Consider the following 16,544-nt stretch of genomic DNA (forward strand, 5'->3'; position numbering starts at 1 on the left):
ATGAAACTTTTGAAAGATAGAAAGGATCGTTATTTGTGAAACAAGTAAAGTTTATACATGCGGCTGATTTGCATTTGGATAGTCCGTTTAAAGGGATGGAGATGAATGTTGCGCAGTCTGTTTGGGAGAGAATGAAGCAAAGTACGTTTGAATCATTTGAGCGTATTGTTGATAAAGCGATTCAAGAGCGCGTTGATTTCGTATTACTAGCTGGGGATTTGTATGATGCGGAGACGAGAAGTTTGAGGGCGCAAGTGTTTGTGCGTGAGCAAATGAAGAGACTTTCGCAATACAATATCCCTGTTTTTATTATTCACGGTAACCATGATCATTTAGGGGGAAGCTGGGCAGCAATTGAGTTTCCGGAAAATGTTCATGTATTTACTGAGCCTTATGTAGAAGAGAAATCATTTTATAAAAATGGTGAGCTATTAGCTTCTATTTATGGTTTTAGTTATTTGCAGCAAGCGGTAACGGATAATATGACAGCGCAGTATACGAAAATGAGTGATGCGACTTTTCATATTGGTATGCTTCACGGAAGTGTGGAAGGAGATGCAGAGCATAACCGCTATGCACCGTTTCAAATTCGTGAGTTGAAAGAAAAACAGTTTGATTATTGGGCTCTTGGCCATATACATAAACGTGAAATTTTATCAGAAGAACCATACATTATTTATCCAGGGAACATACAAGGTCGTCATCGTAAGGAAACAGGCGAGAAGGGTGCGTACCTTATTGAACTTACGAAACAAGGAACGCAGTGTTCATTTTTCCATACGGCAGATGTTGTATGGGATGAAATCGAAGTTTGTATTGATGGACTTGAAACTGTTGATGAACTTATGACAAGCATATCTACTGCGATGAATGAATGCCGAAGAGAAGAGGAAGGTACGTTATTAACTGTCGTATTTACAGGACAAGGCCCACTTTCCCCTTATTTGCGCGACGAAAAGCGTGTGGAAGAGATTTTTCACATTTTAGCATCTGGAGAAGAGCGAAAAGACTTCGTATATGCGATGAAGTGGAAAAATGAGACGGTTTCTTTTGCGGAAATCGAACGTTTGAAAGCGGAAAATCATTTCGTCGGTAGTGTGCTAAAGGAGTTAGAAGCTTTCACTAATATGGACGGAGTATTGCGAACTATTTGGACATCTCCTGTAGCGCGTAATAGTATTGAATCTTTTACAGAAGAAGAGAAGAAAGAGATTCAGAAGGAAGCAGAAAATATTATTTTAGAACAATTATTCCAGCAAGAGAGGGATAAAAAATGAGAATTGAAAAACTCCATATTTATGGGTACGGAAAATTAGAAAATGTGGAAATGGATCTTTCCTTGCTGACAGTGTTATACGGTGAAAATGAAGCGGGGAAATCGACAATTCGCTCATTTATGAAAAGTATTTTATTCGGTTTTCCGACGAGAGGACAGCGCCGTTATGAGCCGAAAGAAGGCGGAAAATATGGCGGTGCGATCATTGTGCAAACGGAGCAGTACGGTCGTTTGAAAATTGAGCGATTGCCAAAGACGGCAGCTGGCGAGGTGATCGTTTATTTTGAAGACGGGAAAACGGGCGGAGAAGAAATTTTAAACGATATATTAAGCGGGATGAATGAAAGTTTATTTGAATCTGTCTTTTCATTTGATATGCATGGCCTTCAAAACATTCATCAGCTCGGCGAAGCGGATATTGGCAATTATTTATTTTCGGCAAGTGCAGTCGGAAGTGATGCGCTATTGCAGTTAGATAAAAAGCTAGAAAAAGAAATGGACCAGCGCTTCAAGCCGAGTGGTCGTAAACCAGAAATTAACGTGTCATTGCAAGAGATGAAGAAACTTGAAGAGAAGATGAAAGAGTGGCAAGGGAAAATCGGCACGTATGAAAAACAAGTGGAGCAGTTAAAAGAAAGTGAAGAGAAGCTTGCTTCTGTTCGCGGGGAAAAAGAGAGTGCAGAAAAACGAAAGCAAGATTATGAAATATTAGCAGCGCTTGAGCCACTCGTTATTGAAAAACGTGCGCATGAGAAAGTGTTAGAGAACGAGAGCGGGCAGTTTCCTGTAAACGGAATGGCGCGTTATGAAGCAATTAAAGCGAAGATGGAGCCGCTCCAATTACAAGTTGATTCGCTCTATAAAAAAATTGAGAATGTGCAATCGGAAATAGAATCAATTCAAATAGATGAGGATTTTTTACAAAAAGAAAGTTATGTAGAAGAACTTCGTATGCAGCATATGTCTTACGAAAATGCACGCCAAGAAATGCGTGATATGACAGGAAGTATTACGAATATAAAAGAAGAAATCGCAGAACTAGAACAACAAATTGGTGCTACTTTTGAAAAGGAAACAGTTCTGTCGTTTGATATGAGTTTGGCAACGAAAGAGTTAATTACGCAAACAGTGCAAAAGGCGCGTGAATTAGAAACGCAAAAAGCACAGCTTGATGATCGTTTTAAAGTAGCGCAAGAGCAATTAGAAGAACAAGAAGAAAATATAAGACAGATTAAGAAACAAATGTTAGTGGATGAAGAGAGAAATGTGTTAGTTGAGAAAGAGAAATCATTCCAAGATGCGGCGTTTATCGGTATGGGCGCAGAGAGAATGAAGCGTAAGTATGAGGAAAAAGCAGGAGCAGCTAAGCAAAAGAAAAAGCAGTGGCAAAGAGTTTGTCTTCTGTTACTTCTTATTAACACGCTTGTTTTATTCACAAGCTTATTTATAGATAACCGAGCGCTCTTATTTATTAGTGTCATTGTTTTTGTAGGGATTGTTCTCGCCCTTGTTTTATATAAAGATCCATCAAGTGGATTACAAGAAGAGTTCCTTACACTTCAGCAAAGTGCTGGCGGGAGACAAAGTGAAGAAGCGATGTCTGTTCGTTATCAGTTAGAAAAAGATGAAGAGGTTCGGAAGTTATTTGAGCGCGAGTCGTATAAGTTACAGCAGTTGGAACGAGCGTATGATAAAGTCGTTTCATCGTATGAGGAATGGGAGAGAGAAAAGTTCCAGGCGGGAGAACAAGTCGATGTGTATAAAGTGCGCTATATGTTCCCTGAATTTTATACGTATGCACACATATTGCCGGCGTTTGAGCGTATGGGAAAAATGCAGCAATTATATCGCGAGTTAGAGAAACAAAGTGAGCGGAAATCTTCATTATATGAAATGATTTCGCAATTTGAACATAAACTAGAAACTGTTATTGGTAGTGCGGAGTATAGTAAGCTGCACGAGGCGCAAATCCGTATGCAAAATGAGAAAGAAAAGCGCCAAACTTGTAAGCAGTTAAAAGAGAAGCTTGTGGAATGGCAAGAAGAATATGAGTTCATGCAAGAGCAATTAAAACAACTGTTAGTAGAACGAGATAGTTTATGGCATATCGCACATTCTACAGATGAAGAGATGTTTTTAAAAGCAGGTAAACTGGCAGAAAAACGTGAAGATGCTGCGCAGCAAGTCGGGCGTTTATTACCGCAAATTGATCTGTTAGAACAGCGTTTAACGAGTTTATCATTAGCTGAACATTATGAGGCTGACGGTTATGATGAAAAATTAAAGCAAGAAATGACAGCTGCGCAAAATTGTCTTATGAAAGAGAAAGAACTGACAGAGCGTATTGCGAAACATCGTATGGAAATCGCGAATTTAGAAGAAGGTAGTACGTACGGTGATTTACTGCACGAATGGGAAATGAAAAAAGCGCAAGTGCGTGAACAAGTGAAGAAGTGGGCTGCTTATGCGGCCGCAAAGACAGTATTAACGAAAACGAAGCAATATTATCATGAAGTACATCTTCCTCGTATTTTACAAAAATCAGAAGAGTACTTTGTGTATTTAACAGGCGGACGATATAGTAAAATCTTTTCACCGTCAGAGGCAGAACCGTTCATCGTTGAGCGTAATGACGGTATGCGTTTTTACAGTCATGAACTAAGCCAAGCGACAGCAGAGCAGTTATATTTATCGCTGAGATTTGCATTAGCGAAAACATTTGAGCATGATTATCCATTTATTATTGATGATAGCTTCGTGCATTTTGATGCGGTAAGGACGAATCGTACGATTGAACTAATAAAGGAAATTGCGAAAGATAGACAAGTTATCTTCTTTACATGTCATGCGCATTTATTAACGTATTTTACAGAAAAACAGATTATAAAATTAACGCATAAGCGTAAAGAAAATGAGTTGTAGTATGCTATACTAAAAGTAACTGATATGGTGGAGGAATTCGAATGAAAAAGAAAATTGCAGAATATGAAGTTGGTGAACAAGTCGATGTTTTCTTGTTAATTAAAACAGCGACAAAAGGTATCGCAAGCAATGGGAAACCATTTTTAACAGTAATCTTACAAGATCCAAGTGGAGATATTGAAGCGAAGCTATGGGACGTATCGCCAGAAGTTGAGAAACAATATGTAGCAGAAACAATCGTTAAAGTAGCTGGTGATATTTTAAACTACAAAGGACGTATTCAATTACGTGTGAAACAAATCCGTGTTGCGAATGAAAATGAAGTAACAGATATCTCGGATTTCGTAGAAAAAGCACCAGTGAAAAAAGAAGATATGGTTGAAAAAATTACGCAATACATATTCGAAATGAGAAATCCGAACATTCAACGTCTAACAAGACATTTATTAAATAAGCATCAAAACGAATTTTTAGAATATCCAGCAGCGACGAAAAATCATCACGAGTTCGTATCTGGACTAGCTTATCACGTCGTATCGATGCTTGATTTAGCGAAAGCTATTTCAAATCTATACCCATCTTTAGATAAAGACTTACTATATGCAGGCGTTATTTTACATGACCTTGGTAAAGTAATCGAATTATCTGGCCCAATTTCTACAACGTATACGTTAGAAGGAAATTTACTAGGCCATATTTCTATTATGGTGAACGAAATTGGTAAAGCGGCAGATGAGCTGAACATCGATGCAGAAGAAGTATTAATTCTTCAACACATCGTCCTTTCTCACCACGGAAAAGCAGAATGGGGTAGCCCAAAACCACCATTAGTAAAAGAAGCAGAAATTCTGCACTACATCGATAACTTAGATGCAAAAATGAACATGATGGATCGTGCATTAGGACGCACAAAACCAGGCGAATACACAGAGCGTGTCTTTGCACTTGATAATCGTTCGTTCTATAAACCTAAGTTTGAAACCTATCGTGACAAGTGACTTTAGTGTATTGATAAAGTTACTTGCCCACAATTTGCCCACGAGATTTTAAAAACTCGTCATATTGGTTTACGGCAGTTTCCTCTATAGATTTTGTTATGTGAAGATACACATTTGCAGTCATGTCTATAGAGGAATGCCCTAAACGTTCTGAAACATATTTAAGGTTTGCCCCACTTTGTAATAAGTGAACAGCATGTGTATGTCTAAATCCATGTAAAGTAATGTATTTAAAATTTCCTTTCTTACAAGCTTGCTGTAAGAACTTTAGGGTTGCTGGGTGTAGCATACAAGAATTATCTTCATGTGTAAATACAAAATTATATTCTTTATAATATTTACCATTCTTCAAAGTGTTTTTATTCTGCTCTATTTTCATTTTTCTTAAATGAGATATGGTAGAAGAATCTAAAGAGATAGTTCGTTTACTGCTTCTATTTTTAGGTGGACCGAATAAGATTTTTTCATTTCTTTTGGTAGTGATTAATGTTTTGTTGATGAATAATTTTTGTTCTGCAAAATCAATATCTTCCCATTGAAGGGCTAAGCATTCACCAATGCGTAGACCTGTACGAGATAGAAACATGAATAAAGAATAGTATTTAAAACCTCCTTTCTCATTAAGAATGTAAGTTAAGAATTGATGTAGTTCATCTATATCGTAGCATTTTATATCATCATTTTTTGTGGAAACACGAGTTGTTCTTAAATTAATTTTTGTAGTTGGGTTTTTTTCTAAAATCCCAAGTTCGTTAACAGCTGTATCTAACGCATGGTGCATTGTGACATTAATTGTTTCTACAGTTTTTTTACTGTACTTTTCTAATAGGCTGTTTATAAATTTTTGATATTTGATTCTTGTTAAATCTCTCAACTTTAATTCTCCAAATACAGGTAAAATGTGAAGCCTAATGTTTTTTTCATAGACCATGTAAGTTCTTGGAGCTACATTTCCTTTTTTGAAGACATTTAACCATTCATAAAGATATTCATTAAAAGTTACGTTACTGTCCTGTATATTACCCCCATTTACTAATTTTTCTTCTATTTTAGCAGCAGCCAATTGAGCTTCTTTTTTTGTTTTAAATCCACCTTTGGAGGTTTCTTTGTATTTTCCCATTTCTTTATACCTGATCCGATATTCCCATTTATCATTACGTTTTCTAAAACTAGCCACTTTAATCACTCCATTCTATATGTTATGAGAATGTTTGTTCTGTTTTTGTGTAAAAATATATAATAGATTTTAAATAAATCTATCCATTTGTTTAGGGATTCCATAATGTTGTAATAATTCTTGCTTTGTTTGTATGTAGTAATCATGATGACTTCCATCGATAAGAAATCTCGTTGCAAAATAGTTTGCTTCAGCTTCTATACGAATTTCAGAACAAAGAGACACCTTGGATAATTTAGGTGTATTTTCATCTGGATGAAATAAAGCATGCCCCAATTCATGAAAACAAGTGAAGACTTGGTTTTGGTATGAAAGTCGTTCGTTAATATGTATAAAAGGGATACGAGATACTTTGTGGTAGTATCCGTAAATATCCCCCAAGGCTTCTGTGATAACGACTATACCTTTTGCTTCAGCGATAAGGAAAGGATCTCTGGTGTTATATCGTCTAAGTAGTTCGTCTATTTTTAAATTGATTTGCTGTTTTGAAACCAACTAGATCCACTCCAATCAATCTTCGTTTCTGTATTTCTTAGGTGTAAATTTCTTTTTAGCCATTTGTTTTCCTAATCTAAGAGAGTTTTCTAATGACACAATTAATAACTGCTTAGTTTCCTCTGACATTGGTTCAGAGTCTTTAGAGAAAGCGAGAGCGTCGGCTTTAGTCATGTCTTCAATTAATTCTTCTAATTTTTTCTGAATATCCTTTTCATCTTTGTCTGTGAGTTCCCAGTACTTTTTATCTGTTCTACCTAAAATGTAGTCAGTCGAAACATTAAAGTATTTGGCTATAGCTTCTATCCTATCTATGGACGGTTTTTGTGTTTTTAATTTATATAGTGTATTTGGGCTGAAATTTAATTTTCTTTCCAGCTCGGCTATTGATAACCCATAATCAGTAGCAAGATCTTTAACTCTTTGGAATATAGACATTCATTCTTCACCCGTTTCAGCTTAAAACCGATATCTATCCTGAAGGTAAGAAAAGTGTTGACTTCTAACTTTTAGGATAGTAATATGTGTTCATAAGCTATTTTATTTAGCTTCCAAAACACTACTTAATAGAGCTGTTATACCACGTTCCCCAACGTTAAATGCTTTAAGTGTAGGTTTGTTTAGCTATGTTTTAATTCTATCTTTTAGGATAGAACATGTCAATGAAAAGCTAAAAAAATTAGCTAAAAAATAAGAAAGGAGTATAAGAATGGATGATAAGTTTAACAAAAAGGTTAAAACATGGCTTGTTATTAACGATATGAAACAAAAAGATTTAGCGGAAATGCTAGGGATTTCAAGTCCTTATCTATCTGACATCCTTTTAGGTAAGAGAAAAGGGAAGAAAGTGAAACAAAAAATAATAAAGCTATTAGATATTAAGGAGGCTTCATAATGACAGCTACAGTGCAAGTCATTATCGATGATAGCTATTTGCAAAAAGAAGTTTCTCGTCAAGTTAACGAACGTTTAGCTGATATGGGAATTGGCACTTGGTGGGATATGAAAAGACTTCAATATGAAACAAGTAGAAGTTATGACTGGTTAATGGAATATGTCGTTTGTGATCCTAGAGTACAGATTTTTGCTAAACAAAAAAATAATCGTTGGTTATTTAAAGCGAAGGAAATGAAAGAATTTCTTAATAAGTATTTTGATGAATTATAAGGAGGTTAACATTAATGAAAAATGGTAAAAAGCCAACAAAAAAAGAAAAAATGCATATTAAATCATACGATTTAAATCCCGATAATTGGTTGATTTTTAAAAAAGTAAATCATGAATTGTATTTAGTACATCGTAATACGAATAAAACTAAGGTTATTTCAAGTTTATAGTTAGGAGGAATTAAAAATGGATCAATTAACTGCAGTGGACGAAACACCAGTACACACTGGATTAGTATTTGAAGTTAACGGAAAGGTAGTAACAGATAGTTTAATGATTGCTGAGGTGTTTCGTAAAAACCACGCTGATGTCTTAAGAGACGTTAGAAAACAAATGGAATATGCGGGTTATGAATTTTCGCTAAGCAATTTTTCGGAGCGAACTTATGAGAGCAGAGGTCGATATTATCCGAAAATTGATATGACGGAAGAAGCTTTCACGTTGGTTGCAATGAGTTACAACACAAAAGAAGCTGTTCAAATGAAAATTAAGTTTATTGAAGAGTTCAAACGAATGAAACAACACATACAAAATCAACAAAAAATACCTACAGATCCAATGGGTGTTTTAAAGTTAACGTTTCAAGCTTTAGAAGGACATACTCAGGAAATTCAGGAGATTAAGTCTGAGGTAAAGGACTTACGAGAAAACGCGCCTTTATATGCTATTGAATGTGATGAAGTATCAAAAGCTGTAAGGAAGTTAGGTGTTCTTCTGCTAGGTGGGAAAGATTCTAATGCTTATCAAGATGTTAGCCTTAGAAAAAAACTATATAGCGATATTTATAGTCAACTACATAGAGAGTTTGGTGTAAATAGTTATAAAGCTATTAAACGTCACCATTTAGATAGAGCAATTCAAATCATTAATGAAGAATATTCAATTCCAATCGTCTTAGATGAAGAAATCACAGCTACAAATGCACAAATAAATATGGCAGAAGTTCAGTAGGAGGAGCAAACATGCAACAAAAGATTTTAGTGATTACTAGTAATTTCGCAGGTTTTCCAGGTATCAGTGAATTTAACTCAAAAGATGCTGCAAAAGAAGAAGTTAAAAAGTTGATTGAAAAAGGTGTAAGCCCAAAATCAATTCGTGTAACGCAAGAAATCCCTATGAATATTGAAATACAAGTAGATGTTGAGATTTAGAAAGGTTTAGGTGAGAAGAAACAATGGAAGAGAAAAAGATGATTGAGGTTTTTCGATTTAAAACCTTAACAGGTCAAGTTCCAGAAGCAAACGATAAATTCAGAGATATTTATTCTGCAGTTCAATATCAGTACGAAAAGGATTATCAGGTAGTTATTTTTGTGCCAGAGGATGAAGTGCAATTATATCAAGAGTTTGTGTGAAATTGTACGGGATTATTGGAAAGGCTAGAAAAAGAAAATAGTGTGCTAGCTCGTAAACTAGCACACAAATACAATTTTAGACTATGCTAATTGACTTAACAGCGGATGTGAAGTAGAAATCAGCATCGAGACTATCGCTGATTGCGAACATATCATGTGAAAGTAGGAATCCACCAATTCCTAATCTTTCATCTACTGTCTCTAATGCAGATCCTTCTTTTTCGAAATCGCCCTGCCTATTACCTATGTAGGCTTGTTGAAGATAAAACTGTGTTTCACTAGGTTTGTCAGTTTTCGATGAGTTATTAATTCCAACTAAGATAGTATCTTCATGGATTTTAATTTTCTCACCGTCAAGCATATTTATGATTATCATATGTATCACCACCCTTCAAAAGTATATTTTACAGTAAAAATAACGATATAGCATTTATAAAATGTAATGTCGATCTAGATTGTTAAAAGAATGTAGGAGGCAATTAATATGGAAGGCATGATTGATTTAAATACGTTTGCTGATGGAGCTCTTGCTGAAAGGTTTCATCAAGAATTCGAGCGCGTAATGGAAAATATGGCGGATTTAAACACTGATCCGAAAAAAGCAAGAAAAATTGTTTTAACACTTTCGTTTGCTGGTGATAAAAAGCGTGATGTATGGAATTGTCAGGTTCAAGCAACTTCGAAACTAGCACCAACAGAAGCGGTAGAGTCTAAGATTTTATTAGATATGGACCAAAACGGAAATTTAGTTGGTCAAGAGTTAGCTTCCGGGATCCAGGGACAGTTTTATATGGATCTACAGGGTGATGTGAAAACAGATGTTGGACAGCCTGTAGAAGAAGTAGAAGAGAAAGAACAAAATCAAGCTGCTGAGAAGCAAACAGTAGTAATCGATTATTTGAAAACTAAATCTAATTAAAAAAAGGGGAAATAAAAAATGACTATGACAAGAGAAGCAATTGAAAAGGTATTAGAGATTGGAACAATCGAAACACACAAAATCGGTGAACAGACATATTCAACACAACGATTACATCTTGTACAAGAACCAACACCAGCAGAGATTATAGTCCGTAGTTTATCTGGTTTAGTAGGTTATGTGAAATCAGAATTTGACACAACTGAACCTGTAATGATTCATATTGTAAATCCAACAACGGTAAGTTGCTTTACTGCGGTTAATGGAGATAAGGCTAGAAGTACCTATATCGAAGCACAAGCATCCATTCCACGTTTTAATTTTGGAAGTTTTTATGACAGAGAAGAATTTAATATTGCATTGCAATCAGGTTTTGTCCAAAACAATCATCGCGACATCGTTTTACAGGTAGTTGGTACCGTTGTAGAAGAAGATGTAAAGGAAATTGGAGATGACGGTGTATCACAAGCTGTAACGGTGAAAACAGGCGTTGCTAGTAGAGGGAATGCGAAAGTACCTAATCCAGTGCAATTAAGCCCATATCGAACGTTTGTTGAAGTAGAACAACCAGAAAGTAAGTTTGTGTTTAGAATGCGTGAAGGTGCTCGTTGTGGTTTGTTTGAAGCAGACGGTGGGGCTTGGAAATTAGAAGCAATGAATAACATTAAAGAGTACCTAAATAAAGCATTATCACAAGAAGTGGAATCTAAAAAGGTGTTTATTTTAGCCTAATGGACATTATAACGGTAGAAAGTACAACGAATGTCTGTATCTTTGGATTAGGGATAGCGGTACTTGCGTATGGAGTTTATAAAGGCGGTACTTTCATTGAACGAAAGTTTAATGAAAGTGATCGTTTAGAAAGTGAGCGTTTAAACAATGGGAACCGAAAACAGAGTGCTTCCAGAACATTTGATGATGGCATCAGAATTAGAAAAAGAGCGTAAGGAATGTATACAGAACCGACAACTTTTATATAAACAAATGGAGCAAGCCAATAGAAACGGTGACAAAATTGCTTATGTTGAACTTCACGATTTATATCAAAAGCAAAATAGCAGAGATTTAGAAATATCAAAGGAGTTATCAGCTATGTACTTCAAGAAAATAAAAAATGATTCTTCTAAAGAAAGAAAACAAGTTTTAGAAGTAGCAGATCGTTTGGAAGAAGTGGGAGGAAGAAAAGAAGTTGTCGATAGTATTCGACGAAATTCATAAAAAAGAACCCGCTGCAACGGGTCCTCTAAGAAAAATATTTCATGTTAATTATAACACCGATTAAAGAATTTGTGAGGTAGGTATTATGGGGATTATAAGAGTAGAAAAAAACAGAAATTATTCTGTCATAAATAATACCGGTTTAAGGGATGAAAGGCTGTCGTGGAAAGCTAAAGGAATTTTAGCTTATATACTCACACTTCCTGATGATTGGGTGTTTTATAGAGAAGAATTAGCTACACACGCAAAAGATGGGATAGATAGTTTGAAAAGCGGTATGAAAGAACTAAAAGAATATGGATATGTGAAACGTGCTCCTATAAGGAATGATAAAAATAAAATTGTTAGTTGGGAAACTGTAATACATGAAGTTCCACAAGAGGAGCCACTGGCGGATTTTCCACCAGTGGAGAATCCACCGGTGGAAATCCCACCGGTGGGAAATCCTCCGGTGGAAAATCCACTACTACTAAATACTAATATACCAAGTACTAATAAACTAAATACTAATATACAAAATACTAATTATTATCATGATGATAATAAAGAATCAAAATCACATGTATTAGTTGATGAAGAATTTAAGATCAGTTATAACTTTTTAAAAAGTGAAGGTATTCCACTAAGTGAAATTGCAATTACGGAATTAGGAGAGTTTTGTGATTTGTTTGGTAGCGAATTAATTAAACATGCTGCTAACAAAGCTATCGATGAAAATAAGCCAAGGTGGAATTATATTAAAGCAATTTTGAAAAGCTGGGAAAAACAAAAAGTAAAAACATTAGATGATGTTGCTGCATTAGATAGACGTTTCGAAATGAGCAAGAACAAACGATTTAATGGATTAAGTCCAAATCGTTCAAATAGAACAGAAGTTGTTCCAGATTGGCTACGTGAAAATGCGGAGCCAACCAAGATGGAAGTAGAAAGACAACACTCGCAATCTACTGATGAAGAGCGTAAACAGTTAAAAGAAGTGTTGAATCGTTATAAATCATAGGAGTGATTTAAATGGTAGATATCTTTAGTGATGTAGGAGAATGGTGTGATATTTGCGGTGAAGAGATAAAACCATCGGAAGTGAGCACTATGTACATTGAAGGCAGTGAAAAGGTTCTTTGTAAAGCCTGTAATAGTGGTATGCAACAAAAAGTAAAAGTAATAGATTTTCGTGTATTAAAAGATGTTTTAACACAATTAACAATTCGGTTTGGCCGTGAGAAAGTAAGGCATTTTCATTTAGCTGCAGCTGAAAAATTAATAAAGGAAAAAAACATTACGTTAAATATAGAAAAACGTGGCGGTCAGTTTAACCAGGAGAAGTTAGGGGAATTTATTTTTCTTTCGACTCAAGAACTACTAACACTCATTACTTTTTTAAAAGGAAAGATTGATAGTCATCTATGGATGAATGCGGTTATAGGGAGTATTTTAGAGCATCAAATGACAGTTACACTCTCACTGATAGAAGGTGAGTCAAATGACTGAACAAATCACAATAGACCATGCTTTTATTTATGAGCCATTAATAGATACATACATGGTGGATATTGTTACGGAATCAGGATTCAAATTAGAATTTTGTGAAGCTGAAACAAAAGAAGAAGCTGCATTAAAAGTCCGTGAAAAATATCGTAAGAATTATCATTTTAAGATTCGTAACATTGAAGTTTCTAATAGATCATTGAAAGAAATTCAAGAACTCAACTAAAGGAGAGGTAGGAAATGAATTTACAAATTGATAAAAAGAAAGTAACTGCTGGTCAATGGGTTGTATGCGAATTGAAGGATAATAAAGTTATTACACAAGTTAAACGAGTGATTAAAGATACATTTAACAACAAAGTAGAGTTATGGGGAACATGGGGATGTGAAGGAGCGATACATGGTGATTGGGGCTACAACCATGCAGATAAATGTAGATATGCAACAGTAGAAGAAATAAACAAAGAAAGTGTAAGACGTGTATTTGCTCAAAAGGGACGTAAGCCAAATGAGTATCGTTCTGGTGATGTTGTAACGGATGATGTGTATGCATCTCGCGTTTTACACGTAATAGACGATAGAGCAACTGTACAAATCATGAATTCACATCAAACATATGAGGTTGCAATAGAAAATTTAGAGATTTTATTCTTTACCGAAGATATGGCTGGTTAAATCATGGGTTTTGTGGTTTCAATATTCTGTATATTGATAGTTATGATCGCTTTTAGATTGGTAGATAAGTTTAACAAAATAAAACGTTCAGATAGATAAATTTTAAGGCTAGGAGAGAAATTACATGGAAAATCGATTTATAGATTTAACGGAATTATTCCAAATGCAAAGGGTTTTAGATAAGGATATCATAGCGAAGCATAAAGAAAATTATGCTCGCTATGACATGCTGTATAACAAGGTTTACGCGCTAAAAAATGAAGTGAATGAAGCCTGGAATGCAACAAATTCTTTTAAAATGTGGTCCGCAAAATTTGAGCAACCTAAAGATACATTTTTAGAAGAAATGGTTGATATTTTACACTTTTGGTTGTCGGTTGCTATGGACTTTAAAATCAAAAATCTGCTTCGAACAATTTATATTACAGAAACTAAAATAAACGGTTTTAATAAAGCGTTCTTCCATATGGACAAGAACGTAAATCATCTTATTGGAAAAGTCGAATACAAGGACTCTATTGGCGCGAAAAGACCTTTAATAATGATGATGGATTTATTCTACAAAATTATTGAATTTGCAGGTTTTACATGGGATGACGTTGTGAGAGTTTATAAAGAAAAAAATCAAGAAAACTTTAATCGTCTTGTCAGTGGATATTAATTAAACAAGGAGTAACGCTATGTATTCTCTATTTGTTGGTTTTATAGCAGTAATGATTTTTATATCAGCGGCGTGGGTCGTTGCAGGTAAATTAGGAGTTTTTGAGTGTATTGGAAACGTAGTATTAAAAATTAAAAACATGTTCAAGGAGGAAAAATAAAATGAATACAAAGAAAATCGTAGGTGCAGCAGTAGTAGGTTTCAGTCTTTTAACAGGTGGAATTTTAACAGCAATGAGCGTGAAGGTGATTGATCAGGGACATGCAGGTGTTGTTTATAACAGAAGTACAGGAATTGAAAAGGAGACTTTAGGACAAGGATGGCACTTAGTTTCGCCATTTAAACGTGTAACAGCTTATCCTATTTCAACAGAAACGGTTAAAGTGGATAAATTTAGCGTACAAACCAAAGATGGTAAGCCGTTAACAGTGAGTCTATCTTATGATTACATGAATGATGCAGAGAAACTTCCTAAGATTTATAACAAGTTCAAGGGACAAGCTCCAGATGTGATTGAGAACGGTTGGTTACAGACTCGACTTAAGAAAGCTACATTAAACGTTTTCTCTAACTATTCAGTTCTTGAGGTCTTCCAACATCAAGGGGAAATTAATGGAGCGATAGAAAAAGAGTTTAGAAAAATGGTAGACACTATTGGATTTTTAGTAGATTCCGTTACGTTAGAAGCACCTAAACCAGATGCAAATACAGCGAAAGCAATTCAAGGAGTAGTAGACGCTCAGCAAAACCTTGAGAAAGCTGAGATTGAGAAAAAGCAAGCTACAATCAATGCAGAGAAAGCTATTGAGGAAGCAAGAGGGAAAGCTGAAGCGAATGAGATTATTAAGAAGTCTTTAACTCCAGAAATTGTAGAAATTAAAAAAATTGAAAAATGGGATGGTAAGTTACCACAAGTAAGTGGAGAAGCTAATCCGATGATTCAAGTTAAATAAATTATATTCCCAGGACTTTCTGGAATGAGGGAGTCCTGGAATGTTATCAAATTTGAATTTTGTTAAGAAATGAGTGGATTCAATGTACTGGGACACAGCTTTCTATAGATGTGAATGGTGCAAGAAAGAATATGAACCTGGTAGACGTTATACGAAATCAGAAGAGTGGAGCGACGAATGGTTCTGTTGCTATGAATGTATGAGAAAGAAAATGAAACAGTGCGGAATCGAGATTTCTCCTTTAGAGAAGAAACAGAAGGAAGAACCTAAAAAGAAATGGTGGAAAATCTGGGGATAGTTTTAAACAAAAAAGTTATTTAAATCGGAAAAGGAGGATTACAATGTACCCGTTTTATGTAGATGGAGAAAAGGTGTTTTCATTCTCTTACAAGCCAAGTAAAGGTGTTGTGAAAGATGATGATAATGGCAAGTGGTACGAAATAACCAAAGTTGAGCAAGGGCGTGGGCGCAAAGTTTATGGAAAAGAAACTATTAATTTGGACGGTATGAATTGGCAACCTTATAAAGATTAATCGAAAAGGGGAATGAGAAATGGCTGAAATGCTTTTATATGAAATGAAGTGCATAGATGATGAATGTGGAAAAATTAGTTTGCAAGAGTTGGATTCGGAAGGATACAACAATTGTCCTTACTGTGGTGATGAAACGATGTACACACCAGGCAAAATTGAAGCTGTTTTAGTATATACACCACGATGAGAAAGAAACTAAACAAAAGCGTTATTTTGTACCAAATAAAAATAAAAGAGCCCTGCAAGAGGGCCACGCGAATATTTTCGCATATCGTATACCTTAGTATATGTATGTCCCAAAAGAATATGATCAAAATAGTTATTTTGTAAAAGGACCTTTAAACCTATACACAAAGATAGCAGGCAACCAATTAAGTTACCTGCTATGCTCGCACACTTGCACAGAGGAGCGCCTTCCATTTGGAAAGAGAGGAGCCAGGGAGAAAGCGACTCAGGTGTAGTATGTGTAATAACAAAAAGGATTATTCAAAAAAGGGGAATGAAAAATGAATACAATTACTATTAAGTTTGGACAAGGTACAACAGCTTGGCAAGATATGTAAGAAGTAGTTAAAGCTCTACATGATAAAGGATATATTGCACAACCTTACGAGGATATTGGAACGGTTAAATTAACTAAGGAATTTAAAGAAGAAAATTAAACAAAATTCTTATTTGAAAGAGTTCAGCCCCTAACGGTGCGCGCCAAGG

Annotated in this window: 27 protein-coding genes; 23 read left to right on the forward strand and 4 right to left on the reverse strand. The window is 35.2% G+C overall.

Annotated elements, in window-relative coordinates; genetic code table 11:
• Window positions 1–35: 35 nt before the first annotated feature.
• From MHB52_RS05580 to yhaM, 3 genes are read left to right on the forward strand one after another with little or no spacing between them, the layout of a single operon-like run.
• Window positions 36–1,277: a metallophosphoesterase family protein gene (locus MHB52_RS05580; RefSeq protein WP_000815710.1), complete on the forward strand. Its 1,242-nt coding sequence runs from the start codon at window positions 36–38 to the stop codon at window positions 1,275–1,277.
• Window positions 1,274–4,198 carry an ATP-binding protein gene (locus tag MHB52_RS05585; RefSeq protein WP_061663645.1) on the forward strand — a complete coding sequence of 975 codons (2,925 nt, stop codon included), beginning with the start codon at window positions 1,274–1,276 and terminating at the stop codon, window positions 4,196–4,198. Before MHB52_RS05580 ends, MHB52_RS05585 begins: the two co-directional genes overlap by 4 nt.
• A gap of 41 nt (window positions 4,199–4,239) precedes the next feature.
• Window positions 4,240–5,196, forward strand: coding sequence for a 3'-5' exoribonuclease YhaM (gene yhaM / locus MHB52_RS05590; RefSeq protein ID WP_061663644.1), 957 nt, complete (start codon window positions 4,240–4,242; stop codon window positions 5,194–5,196).
• Between the two features lie 19 nt (window positions 5,197–5,215).
• Here yhaM and MHB52_RS05595 read toward each other — a convergent pair whose 3' ends face one another.
• From MHB52_RS05595 to MHB52_RS05605, 3 genes are all read right to left on the reverse strand, one after another.
• Entirely contained in the window at window positions 5,216–6,373 is a 1,158-nt protein-coding gene (locus tag MHB52_RS05595) for a site-specific integrase (RefSeq protein ID WP_061663643.1), read from the reverse strand.
• 69 nt (window positions 6,374–6,442) lie between these two features.
• The gene (locus MHB52_RS05600; protein ID WP_061663642.1) at window positions 6,443–6,868 is read right to left on the reverse strand and encodes an ImmA/IrrE family metallo-endopeptidase; all 426 of its coding nucleotides are present in this window, start codon (window positions 6,866–6,868) and stop codon (window positions 6,443–6,445) included.
• Between the two features lie 15 nt (window positions 6,869–6,883).
• A complete protein-coding gene (locus MHB52_RS05605; protein WP_061663641.1) occupies window positions 6,884–7,306 on the reverse strand; it encodes a helix-turn-helix domain-containing protein in 423 nt (140 codons plus the stop codon).
• A 271-nt stretch (window positions 7,307–7,577) separates the two neighbouring features.
• Here MHB52_RS05605 and MHB52_RS05610 point away from each other — a divergent pair, with 271 nt between their 5' ends.
• From MHB52_RS05610 to MHB52_RS05635, 6 genes are read left to right on the forward strand one after another with little or no spacing between them, the layout of a single operon-like run.
• A complete protein-coding gene (locus tag MHB52_RS05610) occupies window positions 7,578–7,763 on the forward strand; it encodes a helix-turn-helix domain-containing protein (RefSeq protein WP_061663640.1) in 186 nt (61 codons plus the stop codon).
• Window positions 7,763–8,035 (forward strand): DUF771 domain-containing protein, encoded by a 273-nt coding sequence (locus MHB52_RS05615; RefSeq protein ID WP_061663639.1) that lies wholly within the window; start codon window positions 7,763–7,765, stop codon window positions 8,033–8,035. Before MHB52_RS05610 ends, MHB52_RS05615 begins: the two co-directional genes overlap by 1 nt.
• Window positions 8,036–8,049: 14 nt before the next feature.
• Window positions 8,050–8,205: a DUF6906 family protein gene (locus tag MHB52_RS05620; protein WP_172797015.1), complete on the forward strand. Its 156-nt coding sequence runs from the start codon at window positions 8,050–8,052 to the stop codon at window positions 8,203–8,205.
• A gap of 16 nt (window positions 8,206–8,221) precedes the next feature.
• Window positions 8,222–8,986 carry an ORF6C domain-containing protein gene (locus MHB52_RS05625; RefSeq protein WP_061663638.1) on the forward strand — a complete coding sequence of 255 codons (765 nt, stop codon included), beginning with the start codon at window positions 8,222–8,224 and terminating at the stop codon, window positions 8,984–8,986.
• A gap of 11 nt (window positions 8,987–8,997) precedes the next feature.
• Window positions 8,998–9,186 carry a hypothetical protein gene (locus tag MHB52_RS05630; RefSeq protein WP_061663637.1) on the forward strand — a complete coding sequence of 63 codons (189 nt, stop codon included), beginning with the start codon at window positions 8,998–9,000 and terminating at the stop codon, window positions 9,184–9,186.
• A 23-nt stretch (window positions 9,187–9,209) separates the two neighbouring features.
• A complete protein-coding gene (locus MHB52_RS05635; RefSeq protein ID WP_253703422.1) occupies window positions 9,210–9,389 on the forward strand; it encodes a hypothetical protein in 180 nt (59 codons plus the stop codon).
• A gap of 76 nt (window positions 9,390–9,465) precedes the next feature.
• Here the strand turns inward: MHB52_RS05635 and MHB52_RS05640 are convergent, their stop codons facing one another.
• Complete coding sequence (locus MHB52_RS05640) at window positions 9,466–9,765, reverse strand: hypothetical protein (RefSeq protein ID WP_061663636.1); 300 nt, start codon at window positions 9,763–9,765, stop codon at window positions 9,466–9,468.
• 108 nt (window positions 9,766–9,873) lie between these two features.
• On the opposite strand from MHB52_RS05640, the gene MHB52_RS05645 reads away from it, so the two are divergent.
• From MHB52_RS05645 to MHB52_RS05710, 14 genes are all read left to right on the forward strand, one after another.
• Window positions 9,874–10,308 (forward strand): hypothetical protein, encoded by a 435-nt coding sequence (locus MHB52_RS05645; RefSeq protein ID WP_061663635.1) that lies wholly within the window; start codon window positions 9,874–9,876, stop codon window positions 10,306–10,308.
• A gap of 18 nt (window positions 10,309–10,326) precedes the next feature.
• Entirely contained in the window at window positions 10,327–11,040 is a 714-nt protein-coding gene (locus tag MHB52_RS05650) for a hypothetical protein (RefSeq protein WP_061663634.1), read from the forward strand.
• Window positions 11,040–11,255: a hypothetical protein gene (locus MHB52_RS05655; protein WP_061663633.1), complete on the forward strand. Its 216-nt coding sequence runs from the start codon at window positions 11,040–11,042 to the stop codon at window positions 11,253–11,255. The genes MHB52_RS05650 and MHB52_RS05655 overlap by 1 nt, the downstream gene beginning before the upstream one ends.
• On the forward strand, window positions 11,188–11,526 hold the full coding sequence (locus MHB52_RS05660; RefSeq protein WP_042597302.1) for a hypothetical protein: 339 nt from the start codon (window positions 11,188–11,190) through the stop codon (window positions 11,524–11,526). The genes MHB52_RS05655 and MHB52_RS05660 overlap by 68 nt, the downstream gene beginning before the upstream one ends.
• Before the next feature lie 85 nt (window positions 11,527–11,611).
• The gene (locus tag MHB52_RS05665) at window positions 11,612–12,526 is read left to right on the forward strand and encodes a DnaD domain protein (RefSeq protein WP_061663632.1); all 915 of its coding nucleotides are present in this window, start codon (window positions 11,612–11,614) and stop codon (window positions 12,524–12,526) included.
• An 11-nt stretch (window positions 12,527–12,537) separates the two neighbouring features.
• Window positions 12,538–13,014 carry a hypothetical protein gene (locus tag MHB52_RS05670; RefSeq protein WP_061663631.1) on the forward strand — a complete coding sequence of 159 codons (477 nt, stop codon included), beginning with the start codon at window positions 12,538–12,540 and terminating at the stop codon, window positions 13,012–13,014.
• Window positions 13,007–13,237, forward strand: coding sequence for a hypothetical protein (locus MHB52_RS05675; RefSeq protein WP_061663630.1), 231 nt, complete (start codon window positions 13,007–13,009; stop codon window positions 13,235–13,237). The genes MHB52_RS05670 and MHB52_RS05675 overlap by 8 nt, the downstream gene beginning before the upstream one ends.
• A 14-nt stretch (window positions 13,238–13,251) precedes the next feature.
• Complete coding sequence (locus MHB52_RS05680; protein WP_061663629.1) at window positions 13,252–13,686, forward strand: hypothetical protein; 435 nt, start codon at window positions 13,252–13,254, stop codon at window positions 13,684–13,686.
• Window positions 13,687–13,810: 124 nt separating this feature from the next.
• Window positions 13,811–14,347, forward strand: coding sequence for a dUTP diphosphatase (locus tag MHB52_RS05685; protein WP_061663628.1), 537 nt, complete (start codon window positions 13,811–13,813; stop codon window positions 14,345–14,347).
• A gap of 19 nt (window positions 14,348–14,366) precedes the next feature.
• Window positions 14,367–14,507 carry a hypothetical protein gene (locus tag MHB52_RS05690; RefSeq protein WP_172797014.1) on the forward strand — a complete coding sequence of 47 codons (141 nt, stop codon included), beginning with the start codon at window positions 14,367–14,369 and terminating at the stop codon, window positions 14,505–14,507.
• 1 nt (window position 14,508) lies between these two features.
• Window positions 14,509–15,300, forward strand: coding sequence for a prohibitin family protein (locus tag MHB52_RS05695; RefSeq protein WP_061663627.1), 792 nt, complete (start codon window positions 14,509–14,511; stop codon window positions 15,298–15,300).
• Between the two features lie 82 nt (window positions 15,301–15,382).
• Window positions 15,383–15,598, forward strand: a complete 216-nt coding sequence (locus MHB52_RS05700) for a hypothetical protein (RefSeq protein WP_061663626.1) — start codon at window positions 15,383–15,385, stop codon at window positions 15,596–15,598.
• A 43-nt stretch (window positions 15,599–15,641) separates the two neighbouring features.
• Window positions 15,642–15,833 (forward strand): hypothetical protein, encoded by a 192-nt coding sequence (locus tag MHB52_RS05705; protein ID WP_061663625.1) that lies wholly within the window; start codon window positions 15,642–15,644, stop codon window positions 15,831–15,833.
• Window positions 15,834–15,852: 19 nt separating this feature from the next.
• Window positions 15,853–16,020, forward strand: coding sequence for a hypothetical protein (locus tag MHB52_RS05710; RefSeq protein ID WP_172797013.1), 168 nt, complete (start codon window positions 15,853–15,855; stop codon window positions 16,018–16,020).
• The last annotated feature ends 524 nt before the right edge of the window (window positions 16,021–16,544 follow it).

This window comes from Bacillus sp. FSL K6-0073, assembly GCF_038006085.1.
GTDB classification, from domain to species: Bacteria; Bacillota; Bacilli; order Bacillales; family Bacillaceae_G; genus Bacillus_A; species Bacillus_A cereus.